We start from the raw sequence: 26994 nt of genomic DNA, 5'->3' as shown, positions 1-26994 counted from the left end.
ATGGCTTATACTTTTACGGTTGCACTTTAATGTTTTAGACCCCGAATAACATTATTTCTTTGTCTTAACAAAGTTGGAGCCTGCATGAATTTTGCAAGTAATGTCGGACCCCAGTGGCTTGACGCCCAGTACCAGTTGTGGCGTGAAGATCCGAACCAGGTTCCTGCCGACTGGCGTGGATTTTTTGAAGGCTACGAACTCGGTCAACAGGAGTCAGCCAGCGAAGCTCCCCCGGACCACCGGCCAGCGGCCGTCCAGACCCTGATCCGCCGCTACCGGGAGATCGGCCATCTGCTTGCCTGTGTCGACCCTCTCACCCCCTGCACCTTTGATCATCCCCAGCTGAGACCCGAAGTCTTCGGTCTGTCCAACGCCGATCTTAATACTGTTTTTGCCCCGGCGGATTTTTTCATGCCTCAGGCCAAACTGGGACAGATTATCGAAATCCTGCAACAGACCTATTGCCGCTCCATCGGCGTCGAATTCATGCATGCGATTCCGGAAGAACGCCGATGGTTGCAGGACCGGATGGAAACTCGGCGAAATAACCCTCATCTCGCCGAGGAGGTGCAGCTGGCGATCTTCCGTAAGTTACAGGAGGCCACCAGCTTTGAACGTTTTCTGCACAAGAAATTTCTTGGCCAGAAACGCTTCTCTCTCGAAGGGGGCGAATCGGTCATCGCCCTGCTCGAACACCTGATCCGACGCGGTGCCCGGCGCGGTCTTGAACATATCGTCATTGGCATGTCGCACCGCGGTCGCCTTAACGTGCTGGCTAACATCTTCGGCAAACCGCTGGAGAACATCTTTGCCGAATTCAAAGACAACACTGAATATCAGGTCGTCGGCGAAGGAGATGTCAAATACCACAAGGGGTACTCAGGTGATCGCGTTTTTTCAGATGACAAGAAGATCCACATTTCCCTCGCCTCAAACCCCAGCCATCTCGAAGCTGTTGATCCGGTGGTCGAAGGGAAGAGCCGCGCGCGGCAGGACGCCATGGGCCCCGAAGGGATTCAAAAGGTTTTGCCGCTACTGCTTCACGGTGATTCAGCCTTTGCCGGTCAGGGCGTGGTTGCAGAGACCCTGAACCTTTCGGCCCTCGAAGGCTACACTACCGGCGGCACCCTGCATGTGGTGATCAACAATCAGATCGGATTCACCACCCTGCCGGCCGATTCACGTTCGACCTGCTACCCGACAGATATCGCCAAAATGCTGATGGCACCGATCTTTCATGTCCATGGCGACGACCCGGAAGCACTGTTACAAGCCGCGATCCTGGCCCTCGACTTTCGCCAGACCTTCGGGCGCGATGTGGTGATTGAGGTTATCTGCTTTCGTCGCTATGGTCATAATGAAGGTGACGAGCCCTTCTTTACCCAACCCCTGATGTACGAAAAAATAAAACTTCACCCCCCCGCAGCTGACATCTATTACCAGCAGCTGCGCGATCAAGGGATTGAACAGGGCGTCCTGGATCAAATCAGAGCAGATATCGAAGAGGAACTGGAAGCAGCCCTGATCCGCCCTGAACAAAAGCTGCCAGAAGCATTTCAGTCCAAATGGGAAGGAGTCCTGCGCGAACACAGCTTCGACCCGGTTGAGACCGGAGTCCCAGCCGAAACCCTCAAAGAACTATGCGCTGTCATTACCCATATCCCGAACAATTTCAACCCGCATAAAAAGATTGCCAGTCTACTGCAACGCAGAATGGAACAGATCACTCAGGGCGAAAAAATCGACTGGGGCACTGGCGAAGCTCTGGCTTTTGCCAGCCTGCTCGCTGAGGAGAAGACCATCCGGCTCTCGGGCCAGGATTCACGCCGCGGGACGTTTAATCACCGACACGCCACGTTGGTTGATATGCTGACCGCAGGACGCCTGACCCCTCTTGAAGAAGTTGCGCGCCAGCACAATTGTCAGTTCCATGTCTACAACAGCTCGCTCTCAGAATTTGCCGTCCTCGGTTTTGACTATGGTTATTCGGTCGAAAACCCACATGGCTTGACGATCTGGGAGGCACAGTTCGGTGACTTCGCCAATGGCGCCCAGGTCATCATTGATCAGTTTATCGGCAGCAGTGGCACCAAGTGGGAAAGGTATAGCGCCCTGACCATGTTTCTGCCCCATGGCTACGAGGGACAGGGTCCTGAGCATTCCAGCGCGCGCATCGAACGCTATCTGCAACTTTGCGCCGATCAGAATATTCAGATCGTCTATCCGACCACCCCGGCGCAACTCTTTCACCTGTTGCGCCGACAACTGCACCAACCCTTCAGGCGACCCCTGATCGTCTTCACCCCCAAAGGGATGTTGCGCCACCCCTCGTGCGTATCACAAATCGAAGATTTTACGAGCGGACACTTTAACAATATTATCGGCGACGATCTGGCCAAAGCAGGCGTCGAACGTCTCCTCTTCTGCAGCGGACGCATTTATTACGACCTTTTGCAGTACCGCCAGCAACAGAACATTACCAACACCGCCCTTATCCGCATTGAGCAGCTCTACCCGCTGGACACTGTGCAATTACACGCGGCCCTTAAGGGATATCGCAAAAAACTTGAATGCCGCTGGGTTCAGGAAGAGATCGCCAACGGCGGCGCCTGGCAACATATCCGGGATGAACTCGGGGAACAACTTGGCCGTCCGCTCACCTATGTTGGCCGCAAGGCATCTGCCAGCTCAGCCGTCGGCTCGCATCGCATCCACAATCAAGAACAGCAGCAGATTATAACCCAGGCTTTTTTAGCCTGAACAAAGGGACTTAGTTATGGAGATCAAGGTACCTGAGATTGGAGAATCGATCGTCGAGGCGATCGTCGGTCAGTGGCAGAAAAAGAACGGCGATCAGGTCGCCATCGACGATCTGCTGGTCGAACTGGAAACGGACAAAATCAATATTGAAATTCTGGCTGAAAGTGCTGGTACCCTTGAAATTCTCGTCACCGAGGGGGATACCGTGGCCATCGGAGCGCCCCTCGGACGGATCAACGAGGGCGCTGCAGCCATGCCGCAAGAAAAAGTCGTCGCGAAGGTTGCAAAACCCTCGGTCGTAAGCTCGCCGGTCGCCACGGCCAAGGGTTCGCCACCAGCCGACGCCAGGCCCATAAACCCTGCTGTCCCCAAGATTGCCGCCGAAAAAGGGCTCGACCCGGATCAGATCGTCGGTAGTGGGCGTGATGGTCGCCTACTGGTTGACGATCTAAAAATCACCCCGCAGCCTGAGCGGCCTTCTCCCTTGCCTCAAACAGCGCCAGACCCGCGCCCGGTCGCGACGGTTGTTCCCGCGCCGATCACCAAGTCAGCAACCAAAACCAAGGACGACCCCCGCAGCCGGCGGGTCGCGATGAGTCCGATCCGCAAGAAGATCGCCGAGCACCTGCTCGCCGCGCGCCAGCAGACCGCCATGCTCACCACCTTCAACGAAGTGAACATGAAACGCCTGCTCGACCTGCGCACCACTCACAAAGAGAGCTTCACCAAGAAGCACGGGGTCAAGCTCGGTTTAATGTCGTTCTTCGTCAAGGCGAGCATCGAGGCCCTCAAGGAATTCGAAGCAGTTAACGGCCGGATCGACGGGAACGACATCGTCTATCAGGATTTCTACGACATTGGCATTGCGGTCGGCGGCAAACGCGGGTTGGTTGTGCCCATTCTGCGCGACGCCAACAATATGAGCTTCGCCGAAATTGAAACGCAGATCCGCGACTTTGGTGAGCGCGCCGGCACCGGCAAATTGGCCCTCGAAGAGATTCAGGGGGGCACCTTCACCATCAGCAACGGCGGGGTTTACGGCTCATTACTCTCAACCCCGATCCTCAATCCGCCACAGAGCGCAGTGCTCGGGATGCACGCCACCCAGGATCGTCCGGTGGTAATCAATGGCGAAATCGTCATCCGGCCGATGATGAATCTAGCGCTCTCCTATGACCACCGCATTATCGACGGTCGCGAAGCGGTCAGCTTTTTGAAACGGATCAAAGCCCTGCTCGAAGATCCCGAAGAGATGCTTTTGGAAATGTGAGGCGAGAGGTGTGAGGTGTGAGGCCAAAATCAAAAGATCTTAGAGATTTTACTCCTCACCCCCCACGCTTTACTCCTCACCCTATCTCGCCTAAGGAGAGATGAATGAGTGATAAAATTTATGATCTGCTGATAATTGGAGCGGGTCCCGGCGGTTATGTCGCGGCGATCCGCGGCGCACAGCTCGGATTCAAGGTCGCCGTGATTGAAAAGCGCACGACTCTGGGTGGCGTCTGCCTGAATGAAGGCTGTATCCCGAGCAAGGCCTTGCTTGAATCAAGTGAACAGCTCTACAAAATGAACCACGATCTTGATGCCCACGGGATCAGTTGCAGCAATGTCAGTTTCGACCTGCAAAAGCTCATGGCACGCAAAGATCAGATCGTTACCAAGCTGACCGGCGGCATAGCCGGTCTGTTCAAGAAGCACAAGATCGACAGTTTTACGGGTCAGGCTAAAATTCTGGCGCCAAAGGATGACCTGCAGCAGGTCGAGATCAGTGGCGATGCAACCCTGAGCCTGCAAGCCAAACGTCTGCTATTGGCCACAGGCAGTGAGGCGATTCAGCTGCCGCACCTCCCTTTCAATGGTAAAACGATCATCTCGGCGCGCGAAGCCCTGACACTTCCAAAAGTACCAAAAAAGATGCTGGTGGTTGGTGGGGGCGTGATCGGGCTCGAAATGGGTTCAGTCTGGAGCCGCCTCGGCGCGGCAGTGACCATCGTCGAGATGCTCCCGCAACTGGTGCCGGGCACCGATCCGCAAATGGCCAAACTGCTGCAGCGCAGCTTGACAAAGCAAGGTCTTGAGATTCGCCTTGAAACCAAAGTCGAATCCGCGGATAAGGCCGGCCAAGGCTATAAGGTCAAACTGAGCAGTGCCAAGGGGGACGAGACTGTCGACTGCGACCTGATTCTGGTCGCAACCGGGCGCAGACCACAGACCGCAGCTCTGGGGCTCGAAGCAGTAGGGCTTGAGCCCAACAAGCAGGGGTTTCTTGAGGTCGATGAGAACTATCAGACCAGCGCCCCTGGCATCTTTGCCATCGGCGATCTGATCCCTGGTCCGATGCTGGCGCACAAGGCCAGCGATGAAGGTGTGGTCTGTGTCGAGCGCATGGCCGGACAACACGCCAGCCTCAATTACAACGCTATACCGGCGGTCACCTACACCCACCCCGAAGTCGCCAGCGTCGGGCGTAGCGAAGCGGGCCTAACCGCTGACGGCATTTCTTTTGCTGCCGGCAAGTTCTATTTTGCCGCCAGTGGCCGGGCCCTGGCGATGGAGGATAGCGAAGGGTTCATCAAGGTTCTGGCTGATCCCGAAACCGGGCGCATCCACGGCATTCATATTATCGGCCCTCACGCCTCCGAGCTGATCGCCGAAGCGACCACCGTGATTAATTTCGGCGGCAGCGTGCACGATATGGCGGTCACCTGCCACGCCCATCCGACTCTGGCTGAAGCCTTGCGCGAGGCGGCACTTGCCGTGACCAAAGAGGCGATTCACGCCTGATTCAAGCGCAACAGGGCCCTTGACAAAAGTTGCCCGAACCGCGAGAATCCAGATTCATTCCGGGCCGGAGACTTACCTGATCTCCGGCCTGATTTATTTTAGAAATAACAGCATCATACGTCTCTCCCCCAATCGAGGTTGCTTTGAAATCACTCAAGAAACTGCTCCTGATCCTGATTGTCATCGGCTTGTTTGCCGCCGCCTTCACCTATTTTCGAGACACCGCGGCCCCCTTGGTCCAGTTGACTCCTGGCACTGGACCGGTTTCCAACACGACGCCTCTGAAACTCAACCTCAGCGATGAAGGTACCGGTCTGAAGAGTCTGAAGGTCGAAGCGGTTCAGGGCGATAAGCATCTGCTCCTCCTCAGCCAGGAATTTCCGCCTCAGACCCTGAACGCTCAGATCGATCTTCTGCTGGGCGATAAAAAACTGGGTGAAGGTCCCGTCACCATTGAAGTCACCAGCGGTGACCGTTCGATCTATCATCTCGGAAAAGGAAACAGTGAGAAGGTCAGTTTCAACCTGACCTACGATAGCCGCGCACCAATCATTTCGGTTCTGAGCCGTACGCATAATTTCCGACACGGAGGATCAGGGCTTGTCATCTATCGACTGAATGAAGAGGTTAAAACCTCCGGTCTGATGATTGGTGACCATTTTTTCCCCGGATTCAAGCAAGCTTCAGGAAATTACATCGTCCTCGGCTGCTGGCCCTGGAATTTAAAAGAGGCTGATTTTGTACCGCGGGTCGTGGCTCGTGACCTGGCGGGGAACGAACGACAGGCTGGCATTTACTACCATACGATTGAGGAGAAATTCCGCCACCGTCAGATCAACCTGCCGGACAGCTTTCTGCAACAGAAAGCGCCTGAATTTGAATCCCTGGCCCCGGGTTTAAGCGATCCTCTCGAGATATTTCTCAAGGTCAACCGCGATGTGCGCGCCGACAATCGCCAAAAGCTGGTTGAGCTCTCACACAACACCTCACCAGTTGCCCTCTGGAAAGGCGCATTCACCCGCCAACCAGGGGCCTCGACGCTGGCGTCTTTTGCCGATGCACGTGATTATATCTACCATGGAAAAAAGATTGACCACGCCACCCACCTGGGCTTTGACCTCGCCTCGGTGGCCCACGCCAAAGTCATTGCCGCCAACTCCGGCACGGTTGTCTTTGCGGACTATCTCGGCATCTACGGCCAGTGCGTGGTCATCGATCATGGACTCGGCCTGCAAACACTCTACGCCCACATGAGTCAGCTGGATGTGACCGTGGGTGATCAGGTCCACAGCGACCAACCCATCGGGCGCTCCGGATCCACCGGTATGGCCGGGGGAGATCATCTGCACTTCGGCGTATTTATCTCCGGGATCGCGGTACAGCCGCTCGAATGGTGGGATGCCAGCTGGGTTAAAAACAACATTACCAGCAAACTTGTCCAGCCCTGAACCGCTTGACAGTTGCTGGTTTCTGCTCTAAAAGTTCTCATTTGCGTACTATTTAAATAAAGTTAAAGGAAAGGTTATCCTGATGAAAAAACTTCTCACCCTGTTAGCGATCCTGACCCTCTTGATGGCCGGCTGTACTAACGATCAGAAGCCGACTGAACCGGCGGCAACACCGGCGGCAACACCCGCAACAACACCCGCAACAACACCTGCAAGCGGAAAACTGGTCAAAGCCGGCTTTATCTATGTTGGCCCGGTCGGTGACGCAGGCTGGACATGGGCCCACGATCAGGGCCGGATCGCCATGGAAAAAGCACCATATGTTGAACCTTCCACTTTTCTTGAGTCGGTGCCCGAAGGCGCCGAAGCGACGCGGGTCATCAACGGCCTGGTAAAAAAGGGTCATAACCTGATCTTCACCACCAGCTTCGGCTTTATGGATGCAACCCTGGATGTGGCTGCCAAGAATAAAGATGTCGTTTTTATGCACTGCTCGGGCTACAAGACGGCGGAAAACGTCGGCACCTACTTCGGTCGGATGTACGAACCACGCTATCTGTCCGGTCTGATTGCCGGCAAAATGACCAGGACCAACACCATCGGTTACGTGGCCGCCTTCCCGATCCCGGAAGTGATCCGCGGTATCAACGCGTTTACCCTTGGGGTCCGCAGCGTTAACCCCAAGGCAACGGTTAAAGTGGTCTGGACCCAGACCTGGTTTGATCCAGGCGTCGAGCGCGACGCAGCCGACAGCCTGCTGGATGTTGGTGCCGATGTGCTGGCCATGCATCAGGACGCACCCGCCACCCTGCAGGCAGCCGAAGCCCGAGGCGCTTACGTCATCGGTTACAACAGCGATAATCGTAAATTTGCCCCCAATGCTTTTTTAACCGCACCCGTCTGGAACTGGGCCGCCGTCTACACCAAGACCGCCGCAGAAGTCCATAACGGCACCTGGAAGAGCGAAAAGATCTGGTGGGGGATGAAAGAAGATCTGGTCCGGCTCGCGCCACTGAGCGACAAGGTCCCGGCTGATGTCAAGGCGCTGGTCGCCGAAAAGCAGAAAGCGATCATTGCCGGAACCCTCATCCCCTTTAGCGGGCCGCTCAAGGATCAGACCGGCAAAGAAGTCATTGCCGCCGGAGTCCACATGGACGATGGCGCGCTCCTCGGCATGAACTGGTTTGTCGAGGGGGTTCAGGGCACAATCCCTAAATAAGGGAAATGCCAAATCCTAAGGCACGCTCTACGCGAATGAGAGCGTGCCTTTTTTTCATCCATACCTGCAGCACTGGCACATTTTTCCAGTTCAGCCTGACTGCACACGCACCTCTTTTCGACAACTGGACACCATGCCTGTACTCTTGCAGCTTAAACAGATCCGTAAGACCTTCCCCGGGGTCGTCGCGCTCGATGACGTCTCCTGTGAGATCAAGGCCGGGGAAATCCATACCCTCTTAGGGGAGAATGGCGCCGGGAAGAGCACCCTGATGAACGTGCTGACCGGGTTTTATGCGCCTGACCGCGGCAGCCTGGAGTTCAATGGCCGACCGATCCGCTTTACCTCACCCCGCGACTCACTGGCCCTCGGCATCGGCATGGTCCACCAGCACTTCATGCTGGTTCCGGCTCACAGCGTACTCGAAAACATTCTGGTCGCCCTGCAAGGGGTACCGTTCCTCTTCCCGCGCCGTCAGTTACGCATCAAAATCCAACAGACCATCGAAGAATTTGGTCTGGATCTCAATCTGGACACCCCGGTGTGGAAACTTTCGATCGGCGCCCAGCAGTGGATCGAACTGATCAAACTCCTGATGCGCGATTGTCGTTTGCTGATTCTGGATGAACCGACCGCCGTCCTCACTCCCCAGGAAGCGGACAAGCTGTTCAGCGTCCTGCAGCACCTTAAAACGCAGGGGAAGAGCGTCATCTTCATTTCACACAAGATGCGTGAGGTGATGGAGATTTCCGATCGCGTGACCATCCTTAAAAAAGGGCGCAGTGTGACCACCCTTGAAAAAGGCAATTTTGATCAAAACAAACTGGCCGCGCTGATGATCGGCAGCGACAGCATCCCCGAATGGCAAAAATCACTCCCCTTCAGCGACGAGATTGTGCTGGAGATCGACAAACTTTCGGTGCGCAATGACCGTGGCCTGGCCGATCTCGACAACTTCGACCTGCTGCTCAAAAAAGGGGAGATTCTCGGCATCGCCGGGATCGCCGGCAACGGCCAGAAGGCCCTCGCCGAAGCGCTGACCGGTCTGACCCGGGTCGACAGCGGCCGGATTCTCGCCGCGGGCCAGGATATCACCCGCAGCTGTGCGCGCAGCAGCTATATTGCCGGCATCGCCCACATCCCCGAAGACCGCAAGGCAATCGGAATCGTGCCTGACCTGAGCCTTGACGAAAACCTGATCCTTAAAAATTTTCGTGCCCGACGCTTTCGTCACGGGGTGTTTCAGAGCCGCAGCGCCATCCGTCAGAACGCCGCAGAGAAGATCGACCAGTTTGCGATCAAGGCCGGCCCACTGGGCAGCCCGGTACGGCTGCTCTCTGGAGGCAACATTCAAAAGGTTATCATCGCACGTGAACTCTCCGAACAACCAGCGGTGCTGGTCGCCCTCTACCCGACCCGCGGGCTCGATATCGGCTCAGCGGAATACGTCCACAAGGTGATCGCCGATGGAGCGAGTAACGGCATGAGCACCATTCTGATTTCGGAAGATCTCGACGAACTCTATAAAATCTGTGATCGCCTGGCGGTGATCTTCCGCGGGCGCCTGATCGGCTATGTCGACCCGGCCAACGCCAGCCGCGAACAGATCGGCCTGATGATGAGCGGCGAGGTGCCAGCATGAGTCTGCACCTGCGCATCGAAAAACGTGAACAGGGGACTGCCCTCTTCCGGAGTATGGCGATCATCACTTCGATCCTGGTCGCCCTGTTTGTCGCCGGGTTTCTCCTCCTCTTTGCCGGGGTCGACCCGGCGGCGGCCTATATTGAGATCCTGCACGAAGCTCTGGGTTCGGTCTATGGCCTCTCTGAGACCCTGGTCAAGACCACGCCCCTGATCATCACCGGTCTGGCGGTCTCGGTGGCCTTCCGCATGCAGATCTGGAATATCGGCGCCGAGGGTCAACTCTACATGGGCGCCTGCGGCGCTACATGGGTTGCGCTCTTTTCGGGACTGGATTCATCATGGATGCTCCCGGCGATGTTTGTCGCCGCCGTTATCGCTGGAGGGCTCTGGGCCTCGGTCGCCGGACTCTTACGCGCCCGCTGGCAGGTCAATGAAGTCATTGTCACCCTGCTGATGAACTACATCGCTATTCTGCTCGCCGATTACCTGATCTTCGGGCCCTGGAAAAATCCCGACGGCTTCAACTTCCCCCTCACCGCACAGTTCGGCGAAGCCGCACGCTTCAGCGAATACTTCGGCACCCGTCTGCACAGCGGATTTTTCCTCGCCCTCTTCTGTGCCCTGGCGATCTACCTGCTGATGGAACGCACGATCTGGGGCTTCCAGGTTAAAGCGATCGGCAGCAACCCGGCCGCGGCGCGTTACGCCGGAATGAACACCGGGCTGGCTATTTTTCTGGTTTTGACCCTTAGCGGCGCCATCGCCGGCATTGCCGGATTCAGCGAAGTCGCCGGCCTCCAACACCGGCTGCAACATGGCCTCTCCCCCGGATACGGCTACACGGCCATCATCATCGCCTGGCTGGCGCGACGTTCTGCACTCGGGGTCGTCATCGTCTCATTTCTCCTCGGGGTACTGCTGGTCGGGGGCGACAGCCTGCAACTCTCATGGCAACTGCCCGTAGCCTTTGCCTATGCCTTTCAGGGACTGATCCTGTTCTTCCTGCTGGCCAGTGACTTTTTTATCAATTTCCGCCTGCGCCGCGTCAAGGAGGAGACCCATGCTTGAGATCCTGCTTGATGCCACGGTACGTGCCGGCACCCCAATTCTGTTTGCCACCTTAGGTGCCATCATCAACGAACGCGCCGGGATCATTAACCTGGGAATCGAAGGATTGATGCTAATCGGCGCTTTAAGCGGCTTCGCCGCGACTCTCGCCAGCGGTAGCCTGCTGTTAGGGGTGATCGCCGCCTTTTGCGCCTCCTTCGCCGCCGGCAGCATCCACGCCCTGATCTGCGTCCAGCTGCGCGGCAACCAGATTGTCAGCGGCCTCGCCCTGACCATGTTCGGCGTCGGAGTCACCGCCCTCTTCGGCCGCGGCGTCGTCGGCCAGACCATCGACGGCTTTGAACGCCATGCCGTACCGCTGTTTTCGCAGCTGCCGCTGGTCGGCAAGGCCTTTTTTAATCAGGACTGGCTGATCTATCTCAGCTTTTTCTTGGTGCTTCTGATCTGGTTCTTTTTCTACCACAGCCGCTGGGGCCTGGAACTGCGCACTATCGGTGAAAACCCGGCAGCGGCCGACGCCTGCGGAATTCCGGTCAACCTCTACCGTTTTCTGGCGGTCGCCGTCGGCAGCGGCGTGGTCGGCATCGGCGGTGCCTATCTTAGCTTGGCCTACACCCCGATGTGGATCGAAAATATGTCGGCCGGCCGTGGCTGGATCGCCGTCGCACTGGTTATTTTTGCCAGCTGGTCGAGTGTCCGCGCCCTGTTCGGCGCCTACCTGTTCGGCGGTATCACTGCCATGCAGCTGCGCTTTCAGGCGATGGGCACCACCGTCAGCGCCCATATTCTGCAGATGCTTCCCTATGTGTTCACCATCGTCGTGCTGGTCATTTCAACCCGCCGCCTGCAAAAAGGCGCCAGCCAGCAGCCCGGCAACCTCGGCCTGCCCTATGATCGCGAGGACCGCAAATGAATCCTGCCGCACAGACACTGCTTCAACGGATCAGGCGCGACGGCCAGGTCACGGGTGAAATCATCAAGGTCGATCAGTTTTTGAACCACATGGTCGACCCACAACTGATCGACCTGCTCGCCGCGGATATCGCGACCCGCTTTATCGGTCAAAAGATCGACAAGGTCATTACCGCCGAAACCAGCGGCATCATCCTCGCCCAGCCGGTCGCCGGTATGCTCGGCGTCCCCTACGTCTTCGCCAAAAAAAAGCAGCCCCTGACCATGGTTGACTGCTACTTTGCCGACAGTTTCAGCTTCACCAAACAAGAAACCACCCGCCTCCACGTATCAAAAGACGTCTTAAGCGCTGGTGAACGAATTTTGTTTATCGACGACTTCTTCGCCAAGGGCGCCACCCTCCTGGCCATCGAAGACATTCTTACCCAGGCCAATGCCATACTCATCGGCACCGCCGTCATCATCAACAAATCCGCAAGACGCGACATTGAATCCATTCTGACGCTGGCTGATCTGCGAACCAACTAACACGCAGATTTTCAAATCGATGTTAGAATGTAAGACTAAAACTTTAACTAAGGAGACAGACCATGACCCAGATCCGTTCAATTTTACTCTGTATGCTGCTGGTTTTTATCGCCATACCATCATTCGCCGATGAAATGGTTTCATTGAAACTCGGATATCAAAGCCTGACACCAAGCGGGACTATTGCCGGTAATAAAAACAATGTCGGGACCCGGATTGATATTGAAAAGGACAACAACCTCGGCGACAGCAAGGGTGTAACCGCAGAAGTTGCATTTCAGCTCGGAAACTCGCGCCTCTCCCTTGGTTATCTACCCATAGAGTTTTCCGGCACCGGCCAAATGTCTGTCAGCGGTAGCTACAATGGCCAAACGTTTTCAGCCGCAGATACCGTGCGGTCGAAGATCAAGCTGGATCTCTACGACATCGGGTACACCTACAACCTGATTAATTTCGATGACACCCCGGTGCGCTTTCAATTAGGGCCTGAAGTCGCGGTCAAGGTTGTGGACGCCAAAATCGATTTTGTCGATGAAACCACGATATTCAATGAGCATGACAGTGCAACCGTTGCGATTCCAACGATCGGAGCGCGGGCCCGTGTCGGCTTGTCCGACTATCTGGCGATCGTTGCCCGTGCCGGGTATATGGAATACGACAAAAATAATTTCCTCGACGCCGAGGCCCAGGTTGAATTTTCACCACTGCCTCTGGTCGGTATTTATGCAGGCTACCGGACTTTTGCCCTTAAAATTGATCAGACAGATCTGTTCGTCGACGTCGATTTCAGCGGTCCCTTTATCGGGGCGCTGATCCGCTTTTAAGACAAAGTAGTTACCACTGGAATTATCAACCGACCAGAACGACCCTGAAGCGATTCGTCAATTGGTATACTGCTTTCCAATTAACGAATCGCTTTTTAATTGATTAAATTCGCTGAACTTACCAGCGGGAGGGGGCGATGACATACCAAAACAAAGGGCCGGATCACGTAAGCAATCTTGCCCTTTTTAAAAATACAGAATCTGCTTCCACCCAATTAAAATCGACAGATTCTAGCCGCAAGTGCACCACTTGGTGGAGGGGTTAAACAAACGGAGCCAGCGCTGTATTTGCGTTACGACTGATGTAGGGTACCTTCCTCAGTTACTAGATAGTAATATTGAGGGAAAATAGAGTGTTAATTTAACTACTTCTAAATTAATGGTGGAATTTTGTATTTCAATATGAATCTTCCTTTTTCCAAAAACTTAAATCATTTTTGATCAACATGCTCCCCACTCCGCACCTCCAATTCAACCAGCGACTCGCCGATTCTTCAAGGGACGGAGAATCTCTCGATCGGCACTTTCATCAGAATAGGGCACGCTCCGGTCTTTGAAGATCTGCACCTTTTCATGCCCCTTGCCAGCGATCAGGACGACATCACCGGGGGTGCCATCCACAGCACCGCCGCTATCGCCCTGGCCCGGTCGAGAATGGCTTTAATCAGGTAGCAGGTCGTGGTCTTGCCATTGGTCCCGGTTACCCCGGCCAGTTTCAATTTCCGGCTCGGGTAGTTGTTGAACCAGGCGGCCGCCTGAACCAGGGCCAGGCGCGGCTGGTCCACTTGAAGACAGGGGACACTCAGGCTGAGCGGCTGATCGCTGATGACCGCGACGGCCCCCCGGGCAAGCGCCTGATCGATATGTCTGGCGCCATCGGTGTGCAAACCCGAGATGGCGACAAAGACCTCGCCCGGCTGTACCACCCGGGAATCATGCTGAATGCCCTGCACCGTCAGGCAGGAAGATCCAATGACCTTCAGGGGCTGCAAGGCGCCGATCAGCGCGGCAATTGATCGAGGAGACGGGGTTTCTTGTGCGCTATCCATAAGATCCTGCAGGGGCGGGTCACGGTGACCCGGCAGACAGAGTGTTCACTTTACGCTGATTACACCTAAACAGCTTGAATGGATAGCAAAATCAGCGATGCCCGGAGAGAAGTTTTCACGAGGGAAAGGGAATCTTCCTTTTCTCCATTGACGTTACTGGTTATGATTGAACCTGATTTAGCCGGATGCTTCCGGCAAGGAGAGACATGTCACAAAAACGCCTTATTGCCCTGACAGCGCTTGCCATGATTGCGTTTGCGGGGAATTCACTACTCTGCCGGACCGCTCTGAAACACACGAGCATCGACGCCGCGAGTTTTACGACAAGCCGGCTCATCTCCGGCGCGATAATCCTGTGGCTGGTGACGCGCGTAAAACATAGCGCCCAGAGTGGTCGCGGTAACTGGATGTCGTCATGTGCGCTGTTTGCCTACGCTGCCGGATTCTCTTTTGCTTATATGAGCCTCCCCACGGCAACCGGCGCCTTGCTGCTCTTTGGCGCAGTACAGGCAACGATGATTGGCTATGGATTGTTCATGGGAGAGCGTCTTATTAAACTGCAAATCGCTGGACTCGTCCTTGCCATCGTCGGGATTGTCGGTCTCCTGCTGCCCGGGATTACCGCACCACCACTGGCGGCTTCCGGCCTGATGTTGGGTGCCGGCATGGCGTGGGGCATCTATTCCATACGCGGTAAAGGAACGGGGGATCCGACGCGAGTAACCGCGGGGAATTTTTTGCGGACGGTTCCTCTTGCGGTGGCATGGAGCGGATTGACATTTCATGCCAGCTCCCTGGACAGCGCCGGGGTTTGGTACGCGATCTTATCGGGTGCCCTGGCATCCGGACTGGGCTACGCCATCTGGTACACTGTCGTACCCGAGATGAAAGCGACGAGTGCCTCGACGGTACAACTCAGCGTTCCGGTCATTGCTGCCCTGGGAGGCAGTGCCCTCCTCTCCGAGCCCATAACCTTGCGCCTGGCATTGACCTCTATCGCGATTCTCGGAGGCATTACCCTCGTAATTCGGGAGAGGCATAACAATGACGCTCAAATATCCAATTAATACTATCAAAAAATGGCCGATGCCTATCTATAGAGAGTTGCAATGACAAAGAAGATGTTCTGGGAGAATCCCTACCTGACGACCCATGACACCAGGGTTTCCCGGGTCAACGGTACGGAGGTTACCCTATACTCAACAATCTTCTATGCCTTCGCCGGGGGGCAGGAAAGTGACCAGGGAACCATCAGTGGCTACCCGGTGTGTTCTACACGCAAGGATGACATGGAGATTGTCTACACCCTGCCTGAAAATCACGGTCTCGTGCCAGGTCAACCGGTAGAAATAAAGATCGACTGGAACAGGCGATATCAACTCATGCGCCTGCATTTTGCGGCGGAACTGGTCCTGGAGCTTTGCTATAAGGTGCTGACAGGCGTAAACAAGCTGGGCGCACACATCGGGCCGGAAAAAGCGCGCATCGATTTCGCGTGGCCAGAAAACCTTTCACCCATGTTGCCGGCCCTGACCGCAGAGGTCAACAACATCATCGCAGCCGATCTGGGGATCACCAGCGCCTTCGCTGACGAGCCGCGCGAACGGCGCTACTGGGAGATTGACGGCTTTGCCCGGGTGGCCTGTGGCGGAACCCACATTAAACGAACGGCCGAGGTGGGCCCGATCAAGCTGAGACGCAATAACATCGGCCAGGGCAAAGAGCGGATCGAAATTTATCTCTGCTCGTTAAGCTGACGCGATCGTCCCGCCCTGTACTGGCTCAACGGATAATTCCAACCTCCCCTAGAACGCACGGCAAGGGTCAAATGAAAAATTTGCACCAGTTCAAGCTGTTTGACAGCCATTTTCACATTATCGACCAACGCTTCCCGCTGATTTCGAATCAGGGATTCATACCTGACAATTTTTCAATCAATGATTACAAAACTCGGACCAGGCACTATGACATAGGGGGAGGCGCCATCGTATGCGGTTCATTTCAGGCTTTTGACCAGACCTACCTGCTGGCGGCGCTCAAGGAACTCGGGCCCGGGTTTGCAGGAGTCGCGCAACTTCCGGCAACAGTTTCGGACGGTGAATTGGTGGACCTGAATGAAGCGGGAGTCAGAGCGGTTCGGTTTAATTTAAAACGGGGTGGTTCAGAGCGGGTCGAAAACCTGGAACGCTTCGCCATGCGTGTTCACGAAACGGTGGGCTGGCATACGGAACTATATGTCGACGCGAAAGATCTGCCTGATCTGCACCAGTTCCTGGTCAAACTCCCGGCAGTCAGTATCGACCACCTTGGGCTGACGGCGGCAGGCCTGCCCGCCCTCCTGGCTCTGGTTGAAAAGGGAGTGTATGTAAAAGCTACCGGCTTTGGCCGGGTTGATTTCGAAGTTGGAGAAGTCCTGAGAGCCATTACAGCGACGAATCCGCAAGCGCTCATATTCGGGACGGATCTCCCCTCAACAAGGGCACCGGAGCCTTATTCGGACGCTGACTTTTTCAGAGTAATTGATGCGCTGGGTGAAGAGCTTGCGAGCAGGGTCTTTTATCAGAATGCCATCAATTTGTATCGCCCACGAAGCCTTAAGCAAAACGCCTGACGGGTATCAGAACACTCGGCACAGAGTCAGGGCTAAGTTGCCCCAATTATTACTCTGTCGCCTGTAAACCCGAGCGGGCTTGCAGACGACGGAGGAAGACGGACAAAGAGACCGCGCCGCTTCCGTATCTCAGGCCTCAGGCGGACTCGGACAACTCGGCTGCACGTTGGTCGACAAGTTTAATATCCTCTTCATGGAACTCTTCAACCCAGAGGGCAGTGACCAGATAGAGCCTGATGAAGGGAGAATCTTTGTGCCGACGCGCAAGTTGCGCATAAATTTCGAGCTTCGTTTCAGGCTCTTCATTCCCGGCCTCCTCAATCAAGGCGAGATACTGATTATTAATTTCCGGCGCGAGTTCAGTAAAATAAGCCACCAGCACATCAGCTGCCAATTGACCTTCTTCGGCCTTGAAGAGGACTGCATCGAGGCGCAAACCTGCTCCGACTTTACGGTTCACCACAGAATCATGGCGAAAACTTTTCAATCCGGCTGCGTCGATCCAGCGCGCGAAAATCGTTGGTTGTTTTTTGGCACATTGGCGGCAAACGGCAGTCCGTTTATTTTCGGGGAGTTCGTTCCAGGCTTCACTGACAGATAAGGGAATCATCCAGAGGTACCTTTCTTATTAAATGAACATTTTCTAGGACATACGGCACTATGCCATCGTCGAAAAAGGAGAACAAGACGAGACGATGGCGCGTGAGTCGAAAAAGTAAACCAACAAAATTTCCTTTTTCCCATCTGACGGCTACCGTTTTAATTGACAATCGTTACATATAAGCTTCAATGTATATAATATTTAACCCTCACCACCAAGGAGACTTAACAATGAAAAAAGCAACCTACTTTCTGGTCGCTGTATTAGCAACCGGCTTTCTGATGACCGGCTGCGCAGCTCAACTTTCGCAAGCGGACCGCGACCTGCTCAATCAGGCCAAGGATGCCAGCGTCAGTGCGAGTCAGTCGGCGACAGCCGCTGCCAGCTCGGCAACGATGTCGGCAACTTCAGCTCAGCGGGCGGAAGCGGCTGCAGTGCGGGCTGAAGAAGCTGCAAAGCGGGCGGATGTAGCTGCAGGTTCGGCTGAAGCCGCCGCTGCCAGAGCAAGCCAGAGCGCAGCAGATGCCAAAAAAGCCTTTGAGATGACTCTCAAAAAGTAATTTAAAAGCCCCGGAAACGGGGCTTTTTTTATAAAACCAGACAAATCACCTTAATGGCAGAATTTTCACCGGCAGACCTTGAGCCAGCTTCAGGGTCTGAGCAATCACCTCCCGGTTCCAGTTACCCGAATAAAAATCAAACCCGGCAGGATTTTCAGTGCTCAGATGGACCTCCAGATAAAGAATTCCGGCATGGACGATCTGTTTCACCGGCTGATCGACAATTCGGACCGGGGTTCCGGGACGGACCCGTCCCACCAAATCAGCGATATCCTCAGGATAGAGTCGGATACACCCATGACTGACGCGACGTCCAACCCCGAGGGGTTGATTTGTACCGTGAATGCCCACCCCCGCTGCAGACAACCCGATCCAGTAGCTGCCTAATGGGTTATCCGGCCCCGGCGGCACAATCCCCGGCAGCTCAGGCTTTTCCTGCCGCAATGAGGCGGGAGGCGACCACTCCGGGTTATCGATGATCGTCTTCACCTCAAAATTCCCCAGTGGAGACGCCCATCCTTCCCGGCCGATCCCCACCGGGTAAATCCGGACTTTTTTTACCCCAGCCTCATCCCAGAAAAAATAAAGTCTCAATTCGGCAAGATTAATAATAATGCCGATTTGCGCCCCGCTCGGCAATAAAACGGCGCTCGGCAACACCAGACGAGTCCCGGCGCGCGGATTCCAGGGATCGACTCCTGGGTTAGCCCTCACCAAATTTTCAAACCCGATCCCCGCACGCCTGGCCAGCTCAATTAGCGTATCACTGGAATCCGTAATATAATCACGATCATGACCAACAACGGTCGTCTCTCGCGTAACTATCATCTCCTTCTTCAGACGAGGGTACCAGGCCTGAACGGGGGGAACTGTCAGGAGAAGAAGCAGCAGAGTAAGTAAAAAATATTTTTTCATGGCCTCACTTGAAAACTACCGTACTCAGGTTATCTCTATCAGAAAAATGCGCGAAAAAAACGACCAACAGGGACGATAAGCTATCAGCCAAGTTGCCGCAAGAGGGATTCACCCTCTGCAAAGCATCTTCACCTGGTCTCCTAGTATGAAACATTTTAGTAAGGTATTTTCCGGCACAAAAGAGCTAAACTCAGATGGAAACCCTCACCGGGGTGTTTTCTCCCGGATTTTTCTATAAGTACGCGTGCCCGAGGACAAACCCATGACCAATAATGATATTTTGCGCCGCCTCCGTTATGTCTTCGACTTTGATGATTCACAGATGATCGCCCTGTTTGGTCAGGCAGGGTGTCAAGTCACTCGCGAACAGGTCAGTGACTGGCTTAAAAAGGAAGAAGATCCTGCCTATGACAAATGTCATGACCGCGATCTGGCGTTGTTTCTCAACGGGTTGATCAACGCCAAACGGGGTAAAAAAGAGGGCCCTCAAGCGGAGCCAGAGACGCGTTTAACTAACAATATTATTTTTATGAAATTGAAAATCGCCTTAAATCTGAAGGCCGAGGATGTCTCAGCTGTGATGGATCTGGCCAACTTTCACATCAGTAAACACGAATTAAGTGCCTTCTTCAGGCGCCCCGGACATCAACACTACCGTGAATGCCAGGATCAGATTTTACGCAACTTCCTGAAGGGCTTGCAGCTTAAATATCGGGGTCATTCTGGGGAGAACGAGCCACAGGACAGCAACAAGAGACCGGTGCCATCATGATAAACACGTTATTAAAAATATTTGCACCTTTGTTGTGCTGCCTCCTGCTGGGTTTTTCTGCGCCGGTCAAGGCGGATTCTTCTGCGCTGCTGATTACTCACGGCCCGCGCAACCGCCCGCGCATTGCCTTGACCTTTGATCTCTGCCAGACCCCGAAACACCCCTCGGGATTTGACCGCGGCGTGATCAAGGTGCTGCAGCAGACCGCAACACCAGCCACCTTTTTCGTCGGAGGAGATTGGTTGAGAACCCACTCACAGGAGGCGGCCGAACTGAAGAACCCACTGTTCGTTCTGGGCAACCACTCATGGGATCATCCTGACCTGCGCAAACTGGACGATGCCGCTATCCGCACCGAGATTGAACGGACCGAATCTTTGCTGCAGCAACATTTCGGACCATCACCTCAGCTGTTTCGCCTGCCATTCGGTTACTTTGATGCGCGCGTGCTGCAAGCGATCTCCACCACCGGGGTACGGACCATCCAGTGGGACGTGGTGAGTGGCGATCCTGACCGCAATTTTTCGGCCGCGCAGCTTGTTAAAACTGTGACCAAAGCGGCTCGCAACGGGTCAATCGTCGTCATGCACGCCAACGGACGTGGCTGGCAAACCGCCAAGGCCCTGCCCGAAATCATTCGCACCCTGCGCAGTCGAGGGTTCAAACTGGTGAGTGTAACGACCCTGCTCAATTGACCCGGCCAGTCTGTCGCGGTTTAATGAAATGATCCCTGTCCTCAAACAGTAAAAGGCGGAACCCCCATGCGTCAATCAATTCGTTCGGCGATCTATCTGATCCTCCTGTTCTTGGCAACGGGTTGCGCAGCACTGACACCAGGCCTTGAATCACCACAGGTCAGTCTGACTTCCTTCCGCCTGCTGCCCTCTCAAAGCATGGCGCCACGCTTTGAAATCGGGCTGCACGTGATCAACCCGAATCTCATCCCCCTCCCCCTGAAAGGGGTTGTTTATCAGATAAGTATTGAGGGTCATAAATTGTTGACCGGAGTCACAAATGACCTCCCGACTATTCAAGGTTACGGGGAAGGAGACATTCTGCTGCAGGCGACAACAGATCTGTTGAACGGACTGCGTCTGTTGAGCACATTGATGTCCGAGCCTCGGGACCGCCTCCACTATGAGTTTGAAGCTAAACTCGATCTCGGACAGCTCCTCCCGAGTATGCACATCCGGGAGAAAGGCGAGATCCCCTTACAGCAACCCGCGGCACGCCAGGCCCCCACTAATTAGCGGCCTGGAAGACGAACACGCCACCTGCCCTATAGATATATGCACCCGCAGGAAAAGAAGCGCGCAGCAGAACCTCCGTCATCACATATTTTGCCGCTTTTCCTTGCACATCAGTCAAATTGAAGAGCGCCTTGCAAGTTTTTGATAGACTTGCTCAAGAAGTGAGCGTCCGAATCTGTTAAGATATCGCGTATCTATACTGCGGCCGCTGCGTAGCTGAGATCACCCAGCGGCCACGGAGGTAAAACTATATTTTCCAGAGTTATTACGGGAACCCCATGAAACAACCGTTGATTGTGAAATTCTTATCGGGCCGCCAGGAAGAAGTTAACCTTCTAAGTCCCTTTCGTCCGCAAGACGACAGAATCCACGTTGAATTAAACCGCAACCAGGAAGGAATTTCCATCCCTCTGGATGAACTCTGCTACGTCATGGTTCTCGACAAGAAAAATTGGCGACTTCCTAATCAACAGGACGAGCTTGCGGAACAGATAGAAACCACCACCGGGGAAACCTTTGACATCAGGGTTCCTGACAATCAGCAATACACCAATGGGTTTTATGCTTTCCCTGTCGATCCGAAGGCTTCATATCGCAGCATTTTCTTTACCTTGAATGGTATCCGCCAAAGACTTGAAAAAAGGCCTCTGACAGACATATTAGAAGAGAACGGCTGGCTTGAGAGCAGTCGGGTTGAAGAGGTCCTCAACGAGCAGGATCAACTGCGCAGTAAAAAGGTCGGCGAAATAATCGCAGAGAATTCGGCCCTCAACCAGGGAGAAATCGAACAACTGGCGAAAATGTCCTCAGCCACCGCACAAGAACAAAAAATTCGGATCGGCGATCTGCTGGTTCAAGCCAAACTGGTCACCAATGAACAGGTCCAAAAAGCCCTTGAAGACCAAAAATCGGACAGAAAGAAACGCGTAGGCGAACTGCTGCTGGAAAAAGGATTGGTTACTGAAGAGCAACTCCTGAAAGCGTTGTCAACAAAGTTTCGTATCCCGGTTACCGACCTCAATAACGTTGATCCTGACCTTGAATCTCTGGCGGTTGTGACACGGAATCTGGCCGTGCAGTTCAAAATCATGCCTTTGAAGCTGAAACATGGCCGATTGACGATCGCGACCTCTGATCCGACAGACCCGACTATTGGTGATAACCTGCGCTTTTTCACCAATAAAGCGATCGATTTCGTCGCAGCGCCTGCCTCTCAAATACGCGCGGCGATAGATAAATATTATGGCAGCAATGAAGAGCACATTGCCGAGATTATTGGCGATCTTTCCGAAGAACTGGTCGGCATTGTTGAGGAGACTGACGAGTTTGTCGATTCCGCCGCCAGCGAAACTGATTCGCAGATCATATCTCTGGTCAATCGAATTCTTCTCGATGCCTTCAGTAAAGGGGCCTCCGACATCCATTTTGAACCAGGTCCGGCGAACCATCCCCTTCAAATCAGATACCGGATTGACGGGGCCTGCAATATCGCGCACCAGGTTTCAGCCACCTATAAAAAGGCAATGATCTCCCGGATTAAAATTATGGCCAAACTGGACATTGCCGAGCGGCGAAAACCTCAAAGCGGGAAAATTGCCATGCGCTCGGATCGCCGCAAGATAGAGTTCCGCGTGGAAACGACTCCGACTGCCGGCGGACAGGAAGATGCGGTCCTCAGAATCCTGTCATCTTCCGAACCACTTAAAATTACCGAACTGGGGTTCACTGATAAAAACCGTGAAATGTTTATTGAGATGCTCTCCAAGCCGTACGGCATCATCCTTTGTGTCGGACCAACCGGATCAGGGAAGACAACCACCCTCCACTCGGCGCTCGGGCACATCAATACCCCGGACAGAAAAATCTGGACTGCTGAGGATCCGATCGAAATTACTCAACCGGGTCTGCGCCAGGTTCAGATCCACCCTAAAATCGGCTTTACCTTTGAGCAGGCTTTGCGCTCCTTTTTACGCTCTGACCCCGACGTCATTATGGTTGGCGAGATGCGCGACACTGAAACCGCCAAAACGGCCATTGATGCCTCTCTGACCGGGCATTTGGTTTTAAGCACCCTGCACACCAACAGTGCTGTCGAGACCGCGGTGCGCTTGATTGAGATGGGAATGGACCCCTTTAACTTTGCAAATGCACTTATCGGCATCCTGGCTCAAAGGCTTGCGCGGAGCTTATGTCACAACTGTCGAGAAGCTTATCAACCATCTCCCGAGGAATTCGAGCAACTGAAGCATACCTACGGAGAAACCCTTTACCAACAGCATAAGATGCCCAACAGGCGTGAAAAAATCACCATGTACCGAAAAATCGGCTGTGACCTGTGTGGCCAGGCCGGCTACAGAGGTCGGGTTCCTATTCATGAGTTGCTCCCTGCGACTGAAATTGTGCGTCACACGATCAAGGCAGGAAAGAACATGGAGGACCTGCAAAAAATTGCCGTAGAAAACGGGATGCGAACCCTGATGATGGATGGCGTCAGCAAGATTCTTTCCGGTCACACGGACTTACAGCAAATTTTACGCGTGTGCATGTAGGCCGGAAAGAAACAGAGCAATGACGACTCTCTCCTGACCAAATTTCCGCGATGGAGTAAATACAATAATAAATTCAAAAGCGCGAAAGCCCCCGTCATTGCAACGGAGGCTTTCTTTTTGGGCATCTAAATATGCAGTGTTCCCAGAGGGAACCTCAACCGGCATGCTTCCGCCGGGTCATTGATCGTTGATTTTTAACGCTCTTAATCCCATCTGGTCCGGTGGCTCAGAGACTGGCATATCGTCTTCCTCCTTTGCGTTTGGGTTGAATCAACTATATCACAAATCCCCCTATGAAAGGAGATAGACAGTTATTTATTGAAAAAGTCCATGGGCATCAACAGCATGGTTTATAATCAACTAACTCCTCCCAAATTGAAAAAAAGGAGACCTCATGAGCAGTTATTGCGAAATGGCACCGGGCCATCAGTGGCACGGACCTTACCATGAGAATGAATATGGTTTCCCGCTGGGCGCCGATCATCTCTTGTTTGAACGACTTGTGCTCGAAATTAATCAGGCAGGACTGTCATGGCTGACGATTCTAAAGAAGAAGGATAACTTTCGCAGCGCATTTGAGGGTTTCGACATCAACCGGATCGCCGGCTACGGAGAAACAGAACGGCAGCGACTGCTGGCCGATGCCGGGATTATCCGTAACCGCCTCAAGATTGATGCCGCCATCGAAAATGCTCGCAGACTGGTTAAGATCCGTCATGAGTTCGGCAGTTTCGGCTCCTGGCTAGAGTTCCATCATCCTCTTCCCAAGCCAGAATGGGTTAAGCTCTTCAAATGGACATTTTGCTTCACTGGCGGCGAAATTACCGGTGAATTTTTGATGAGCACCGGCTACCTACCTGGCGCTCATCAGCAGAGTTGTCCTGTCTATGACAAGATCCTCCGCTTAGATCCACCCTGGGCGCAGGCACCTGCAGATGACATTTGAAGATCAGTTAAAAAGACATATCTACTATCATCTTTAAGAATATTCTTCGGGCCGGTATCTACTTCAGATGCCTTGGCCCAAGTGGATTTCGCCGCAACCCACATTGCCCCTCCCGACGAAACACAAGGCAACTATTTCCAGAGTTCTATTGTCGATGGGTTTAGAGTGTATCAAATGAGCTGTTTGCCCCGTTAAATTCCTTGATGATTGTGCTAAACGCTAAAATCCCGAGAATATTTCCAGGACTATCCAATTCCCCGTCCGGCCTGACGACTACAGCCACATCAGATCCCGTCTCCTCAAGCTCGGCGAGAAGATCCAGCAATAGGTCATCAGCCGTCGCCAGCATAAAAGTGGTTTCACGCTCCTCGTTTGGTTCTCCCTGACCTGGTGGTTGCGGATCAAGCACCTTCACAATTTTCTGTCCCTCAAGTACGACGATATATGGTTGTCCGTCGGCTGGCTGTTGCCACTTGCGTAGCGCAGTCCAGTCCTCATGAGGATTAGCGATAAGGAGTGGGGACATTGCGACATCACTGGCCCGTGCGGAAATGCACCAGGAGGTTTGCAGTACTTGGGGAATACGATGGCCGCGGCGGCTAAGTTTCATCGTGTAGATGCTTTCGCTGAGCAAAATCCGACGCACACCATAGGCAATGGAAACGCAGATCATAAGGGGAATGATGACGTTGTAATCCCGCGTCATTTCGAAAATCATCACGACCGCCGTCATGACGGCCCCGGTGGCGCCCCCCACCAGTCCTGCCATTCCGACGACTGCAAGACCTTGCACATTGAGATTCAGGGCAGGAAACCAGTCATTCAGAAGGAGCCCGTACCCGGTGCCGAGAGCCGCCCCCATAAACAGGGAAGGTGAAAAAACGCCTCCCGAAGCGCCAGAACCAAGGGTGAGGGAGGTCGCCAGCAATTTAGCGAAGAGCAGGAATAATAAAAAATAGGGTTGTTGTAGGGTTGCCGACAACATGTCTTGTACTGTTGCATATCCAACGCCTTCAATGTAGTAGTGCCCGCTGAAGCGCAGGCAGAGATACATCATCAGACCCACACACAGCATGCCGCTCATGTGCCGCGTATAGTAAGTGCCCGGCAGGCTGTCAAAAAAGTCTTCAAAGCGGTAAATCGAGCGAATGTAGAGAGTCGCGACCAGACCGAGGAGAACACCCAGGAATGCATAGGCGGTAAATTCCGCGAGACTGGTTTTGTGGGCCACAGGCAGAACCAGTGAGGGGATTATAAAGGCAGGTGTGTCGCCGAAAAAGAGTCTACCGAAAAAGGTTCCGGCGCCTGTAGCGATAGAAACAGGAATGAGGGTGCGGGCGCTGATCTCGGGCAAGATCAGTTCGATGGCAAACAGTAGTCCGCCAATCGGGGTATTGAAGGTCGCTGCGATGCCGCTTGCGGCTCCCGCAGAGATCAGGGTGTAGCGCTGCCAGTAGGGCAGCCGCAGGAGTTGACCGGTAGCCGAGCCGAGCGCAGCCCCAATCTGGATGATTGGGCCTTCCCGACCGATGGAGCCCCCCGAACCAATAGAGAGTGCCGAAGCTAATGATTTGATCAGGGCCACGCTGGGTCGGATGATACTCTTTTTGTAATAAACAGCATCCATGACCTCGGGTACGCCATGCCCTTTGGCCTCTGGCGCGAAATTTTTAACCAGAAAAACAACCAGCACCGCGCCTGCCACCGGAATGAGAATTATTCCGGCACCCCATGGGCTCGCAGCCGTATGTTGAGTGGCATCATAGGACCAGGAAAATGTCCCGGAGAAGAACAGGTTGTGGAAGAGACTGATCAGGCCCCGAAATACCACCGCGGCGCCCCCAGCTGCAATTCCGACCACCCCCGCAAGTAGAGTCAACTGCAGTTCCGCCCTCTCAACCAGCCAGCGCTTGCCCGCGTGGAACGCAATATGGATCACCTTTATGTCCTCCTGCAAAATTGTTGTTGGCGGTGGCGAAACACCAGAAAATGCAGGGCAGAGCTGCTTTTCATGGTTTAAGTTTAGGGTATTTTTTTAAGTTGGCAATCTCCGGAATGAACTTGATTGGCCTCCATCTTCCGCGTCATCAGGATTTGCTACAAAGGCACTTTCTTCGCCCGAAACAAATTGCATAAGTTGCAGAAAGATCGCTTTCAAGTCGAAAATATCCGGTAAGGTTTTTGCGTTTGGTCATTGAAACCACCCCGGAACATTATTTCTTTCGGGGGTACCGATGATATCCAGGTGCGGACCTATTACGACCAGGAATAAAAGAGCTCTCGCCTTTTCACTGTTATTGCAAGATTATCGATTTTTCTCATCAGGATTATTTCAGTCGTTTACGCTACGAAACCTTGAATCGAATAGACGATTCACCTGAATCTGATAGCCATTAGCGGCATATACAGCGAGACGCAACTCGATTTTCGCGTCCCCACAGAGCGCTAGTTCGCGATGCCCTCCTGCCCAAAAAGAAGGCTGGATCACCAGGTCTCGCTGTGTTAAATTGTATACAGTAGACAGTTTAGCTGACTGATTAACTGTATTTCCCCG

Annotated in this window: 23 protein-coding genes; 19 read left to right on the top strand and 4 right to left on the bottom strand. The window is 53.9% G+C overall.

Going from position 1 to position 26994, the window contains the following annotated elements:
* Window positions 1–84: 84 nt before the first annotated feature.
* From D888_RS0103515 to D888_RS0103470, 10 genes are all read left to right on the top strand, one after another.
* A complete protein-coding gene (locus tag D888_RS0103515) occupies window positions 85–2760 on the top strand; it encodes a 2-oxoglutarate dehydrogenase E1 component (protein ID WP_020675148.1) in 2676 nt (891 codons plus the stop codon).
* A gap of 16 nt (window positions 2761–2776) precedes the next feature.
* Window positions 2777–4030, top strand: a complete 1254-nt coding sequence (odhB, locus tag D888_RS0103510) for a 2-oxoglutarate dehydrogenase complex dihydrolipoyllysine-residue succinyltransferase (protein ID WP_020675147.1) — start codon at window positions 2777–2779, stop codon at window positions 4028–4030.
* Between the two features lie 104 nt (window positions 4031–4134).
* A complete protein-coding gene (lpdA, locus tag D888_RS0103505; RefSeq protein ID WP_020675146.1) occupies window positions 4135–5544 on the top strand; it encodes a dihydrolipoyl dehydrogenase in 1410 nt (469 codons plus the stop codon).
* Between the two features lie 143 nt (window positions 5545–5687).
* Window positions 5688–6992: a M23 family metallopeptidase gene (locus D888_RS0103500; protein ID WP_020675145.1), complete on the top strand. Its 1305-nt coding sequence runs from the start codon at window positions 5688–5690 to the stop codon at window positions 6990–6992.
* Window positions 6993–7074: 82 nt separating this feature from the next.
* Window positions 7075–8211 (top strand): BMP family ABC transporter substrate-binding protein, encoded by a 1137-nt coding sequence (locus D888_RS0103495; RefSeq protein WP_020675144.1) that lies wholly within the window; start codon window positions 7075–7077, stop codon window positions 8209–8211.
* Between the two features lie 133 nt (window positions 8212–8344).
* Window positions 8345–9853 carry an ABC transporter ATP-binding protein gene (locus D888_RS0103490; protein WP_020675143.1) on the top strand — a complete coding sequence of 503 codons (1509 nt, stop codon included), beginning with the start codon at window positions 8345–8347 and terminating at the stop codon, window positions 9851–9853.
* The gene (locus D888_RS0103485; RefSeq protein WP_020675142.1) at window positions 9850–10923 is read left to right on the top strand and encodes an ABC transporter permease; all 1074 of its coding nucleotides are present in this window, start codon (window positions 9850–9852) and stop codon (window positions 10921–10923) included. The genes D888_RS0103490 and D888_RS0103485 overlap by 4 nt, the downstream gene beginning before the upstream one ends.
* Entirely contained in the window at window positions 10916–11836 is a 921-nt protein-coding gene (locus D888_RS0103480; RefSeq protein WP_020675141.1) for an ABC transporter permease, read from the top strand. Before D888_RS0103485 ends, D888_RS0103480 begins: the two co-directional genes overlap by 8 nt.
* Window positions 11833–12363: a phosphoribosyltransferase family protein gene (locus tag D888_RS0103475; protein ID WP_020675140.1), complete on the top strand. Its 531-nt coding sequence runs from the start codon at window positions 11833–11835 to the stop codon at window positions 12361–12363. Before D888_RS0103480 ends, D888_RS0103475 begins: the two co-directional genes overlap by 4 nt.
* A 62-nt stretch (window positions 12364–12425) precedes the next feature.
* Window positions 12426–13187, top strand: coding sequence for a porin family protein (locus tag D888_RS0103470; RefSeq protein WP_020675139.1), 762 nt, complete (start codon window positions 12426–12428; stop codon window positions 13185–13187).
* 590 nt (window positions 13188–13777) lie between these two features.
* On the opposite strand, the gene D888_RS0103465 is transcribed toward D888_RS0103470, so the two are convergent.
* Window positions 13778–14236 (bottom strand): Mur ligase domain-containing protein, encoded by a 459-nt coding sequence (locus D888_RS0103465; protein ID WP_020675138.1) that lies wholly within the window; start codon window positions 14234–14236, stop codon window positions 13778–13780.
* Between the two features lie 206 nt (window positions 14237–14442).
* Between D888_RS0103465 and D888_RS0103460 the strand changes: the two genes are divergently transcribed.
* The 3 genes from D888_RS0103460 (at window position 14443) to D888_RS0103450 (ending at window position 16847) form a co-directional block, all read left to right on the top strand.
* Window positions 14443–15303 (top strand): DMT family transporter, encoded by an 861-nt coding sequence (locus D888_RS0103460; protein ID WP_020675137.1) that lies wholly within the window; start codon window positions 14443–14445, stop codon window positions 15301–15303.
* Between the two features lie 42 nt (window positions 15304–15345).
* On the top strand, window positions 15346–15993 hold the full coding sequence (locus D888_RS0103455) for an alanyl-tRNA editing protein (RefSeq protein ID WP_020675136.1): 648 nt from the start codon (window positions 15346–15348) through the stop codon (window positions 15991–15993).
* Between the two features lie 71 nt (window positions 15994–16064).
* Entirely contained in the window at window positions 16065–16847 is a 783-nt protein-coding gene (locus tag D888_RS0103450; RefSeq protein WP_020675135.1) for an amidohydrolase family protein, read from the top strand.
* A 136-nt stretch (window positions 16848–16983) separates the two neighbouring features.
* Here D888_RS0103450 and D888_RS0103445 read toward each other — a convergent pair whose 3' ends face one another.
* Entirely contained in the window at window positions 16984–17457 is a 474-nt protein-coding gene (locus D888_RS0103445) for a hypothetical protein (RefSeq protein ID WP_020675134.1), read from the bottom strand.
* 221 nt (window positions 17458–17678) lie between these two features.
* Between D888_RS0103445 and D888_RS22865 the strand changes: the two genes are divergently transcribed.
* Window positions 17679–18008: a hypothetical protein gene (locus D888_RS22865; RefSeq protein WP_020675133.1), complete on the top strand. Its 330-nt coding sequence runs from the start codon at window positions 17679–17681 to the stop codon at window positions 18006–18008.
* 45 nt (window positions 18009–18053) lie between these two features.
* Here the strand turns inward: D888_RS22865 and D888_RS20590 are convergent, their stop codons facing one another.
* The gene (locus D888_RS20590) at window positions 18054–18836 is read right to left on the bottom strand and encodes a L,D-transpeptidase family protein (protein WP_169513263.1); all 783 of its coding nucleotides are present in this window, start codon (window positions 18834–18836) and stop codon (window positions 18054–18056) included.
* A gap of 349 nt (window positions 18837–19185) precedes the next feature.
* Here D888_RS20590 and D888_RS0103425 point away from each other — a divergent pair, with 349 nt between their 5' ends.
* From D888_RS0103425 to D888_RS0103405, 5 genes are all read left to right on the top strand, one after another.
* Window positions 19186–19695 (top strand): YehS family protein, encoded by a 510-nt coding sequence (locus D888_RS0103425; RefSeq protein WP_020675131.1) that lies wholly within the window; start codon window positions 19186–19188, stop codon window positions 19693–19695.
* The gene (locus tag D888_RS0103420; protein ID WP_020675130.1) at window positions 19692–20390 is read left to right on the top strand and encodes a polysaccharide deacetylase family protein; all 699 of its coding nucleotides are present in this window, start codon (window positions 19692–19694) and stop codon (window positions 20388–20390) included. The genes D888_RS0103425 and D888_RS0103420 overlap by 4 nt, the downstream gene beginning before the upstream one ends.
* A 66-nt stretch (window positions 20391–20456) precedes the next feature.
* Entirely contained in the window at window positions 20457–20945 is a 489-nt protein-coding gene (locus tag D888_RS0103415; RefSeq protein ID WP_020675129.1) for an LEA/WHy family protein, read from the top strand.
* Between the two features lie 278 nt (window positions 20946–21223).
* Window positions 21224–23494: a GspE/PulE family protein gene (locus D888_RS0103410; protein WP_020675128.1), complete on the top strand. Its 2271-nt coding sequence runs from the start codon at window positions 21224–21226 to the stop codon at window positions 23492–23494.
* Between the two features lie 394 nt (window positions 23495–23888).
* The gene (locus tag D888_RS0103405) at window positions 23889–24440 is read left to right on the top strand and encodes a DNA-3-methyladenine glycosylase I (RefSeq protein ID WP_020675127.1); all 552 of its coding nucleotides are present in this window, start codon (window positions 23889–23891) and stop codon (window positions 24438–24440) included.
* A 160-nt stretch (window positions 24441–24600) separates the two neighbouring features.
* On the opposite strand, the gene D888_RS0103400 is transcribed toward D888_RS0103405, so the two are convergent.
* Window positions 24601–26379 carry a chloride channel protein gene (locus D888_RS0103400; protein ID WP_020675126.1) on the bottom strand — a complete coding sequence of 593 codons (1779 nt, stop codon included), beginning with the start codon at window positions 26377–26379 and terminating at the stop codon, window positions 24601–24603.
* Window positions 26380–26994 lie beyond the last annotated feature (615 nt).

The sequence above is a fragment of the Geopsychrobacter electrodiphilus DSM 16401 genome (assembly GCF_000384395.1).
Classification (GTDB): domain Bacteria; phylum Desulfobacterota; class Desulfuromonadia; order Desulfuromonadales; family Geopsychrobacteraceae; genus Geopsychrobacter; species Geopsychrobacter electrodiphilus.
Note: the sequence above shows the minus strand (reverse complement) of the source record. Positions and strands in the feature narration are given on the sequence as shown.

Excerpts from the sequence above, each read along its gene's own strand:
- D888_RS0103480 (WP_020675141.1), top strand. The coding sequence starts at position 10,916 with ATGCTTGAGATCCTGCTTGATGCCACGGTACGTGCCGGCACCCCAATT.
- D888_RS0103410 (WP_020675128.1), top strand. The coding sequence starts at position 21,224 with ATGAAACAACCGTTGATTGTGAAATTCTTATCGGGCCGCCAGGAAGAA.
- odhB (WP_020675147.1), top strand. The coding sequence starts at position 2,777 with ATGGAGATCAAGGTACCTGAGATTGGAGAATCGATCGTCGAGGCGATC.
- D888_RS0103470 (WP_020675139.1), top strand. The coding sequence starts at position 12,426 with ATGACCCAGATCCGTTCAATTTTACTCTGTATGCTGCTGGTTTTTATC.
- D888_RS22865 (WP_020675133.1), top strand. The coding sequence starts at position 17,679 with ATGAAAAAAGCAACCTACTTTCTGGTCGCTGTATTAGCAACCGGCTTT.
- D888_RS0103415 (WP_020675129.1), top strand. The coding sequence starts at position 20,457 with ATGCGTCAATCAATTCGTTCGGCGATCTATCTGATCCTCCTGTTCTTG.
- D888_RS0103485 (WP_020675142.1), top strand. The coding sequence starts at position 9,850 with ATGAGTCTGCACCTGCGCATCGAAAAACGTGAACAGGGGACTGCCCTC.
- D888_RS0103515 (WP_020675148.1), top strand. The coding sequence starts at position 85 with ATGAATTTTGCAAGTAATGTCGGACCCCAGTGGCTTGACGCCCAGTAC.
- D888_RS0103460 (WP_020675137.1), top strand. The coding sequence starts at position 14,443 with ATGTCACAAAAACGCCTTATTGCCCTGACAGCGCTTGCCATGATTGCG.
- D888_RS0103475 (WP_020675140.1), top strand. The coding sequence starts at position 11,833 with ATGAATCCTGCCGCACAGACACTGCTTCAACGGATCAGGCGCGACGGC.
- lpdA (WP_020675146.1), top strand. The coding sequence starts at position 4,135 with ATGAGTGATAAAATTTATGATCTGCTGATAATTGGAGCGGGTCCCGGC.
- D888_RS0103450 (WP_020675135.1), top strand. The coding sequence starts at position 16,065 with ATGAAAAATTTGCACCAGTTCAAGCTGTTTGACAGCCATTTTCACATT.
- D888_RS0103455 (WP_020675136.1), top strand. The coding sequence starts at position 15,346 with ATGACAAAGAAGATGTTCTGGGAGAATCCCTACCTGACGACCCATGAC.
- D888_RS0103490 (WP_020675143.1), top strand. The coding sequence starts at position 8,345 with ATGCCTGTACTCTTGCAGCTTAAACAGATCCGTAAGACCTTCCCCGGG.
- D888_RS0103445 (WP_020675134.1), bottom strand. The coding sequence starts at position 17,457 with ATGATTCCCTTATCTGTCAGTGAAGCCTGGAACGAACTCCCCGAAAAT.
- D888_RS0103420 (WP_020675130.1), top strand. The coding sequence starts at position 19,692 with ATGATAAACACGTTATTAAAAATATTTGCACCTTTGTTGTGCTGCCTC.
- D888_RS0103425 (WP_020675131.1), top strand. The coding sequence starts at position 19,186 with ATGACCAATAATGATATTTTGCGCCGCCTCCGTTATGTCTTCGACTTT.
- D888_RS0103465 (WP_020675138.1), bottom strand. The coding sequence starts at position 14,236 with ATGGATAGCGCACAAGAAACCCCGTCTCCTCGATCAATTGCCGCGCTG.
- D888_RS0103495 (WP_020675144.1), top strand. The coding sequence starts at position 7,075 with ATGAAAAAACTTCTCACCCTGTTAGCGATCCTGACCCTCTTGATGGCC.
- D888_RS0103405 (WP_020675127.1), top strand. The coding sequence starts at position 23,889 with ATGAGCAGTTATTGCGAAATGGCACCGGGCCATCAGTGGCACGGACCT.
- D888_RS20590 (WP_169513263.1), bottom strand. The coding sequence starts at position 18,836 with ATGATAGTTACGCGAGAGACGACCGTTGTTGGTCATGATCGTGATTAT.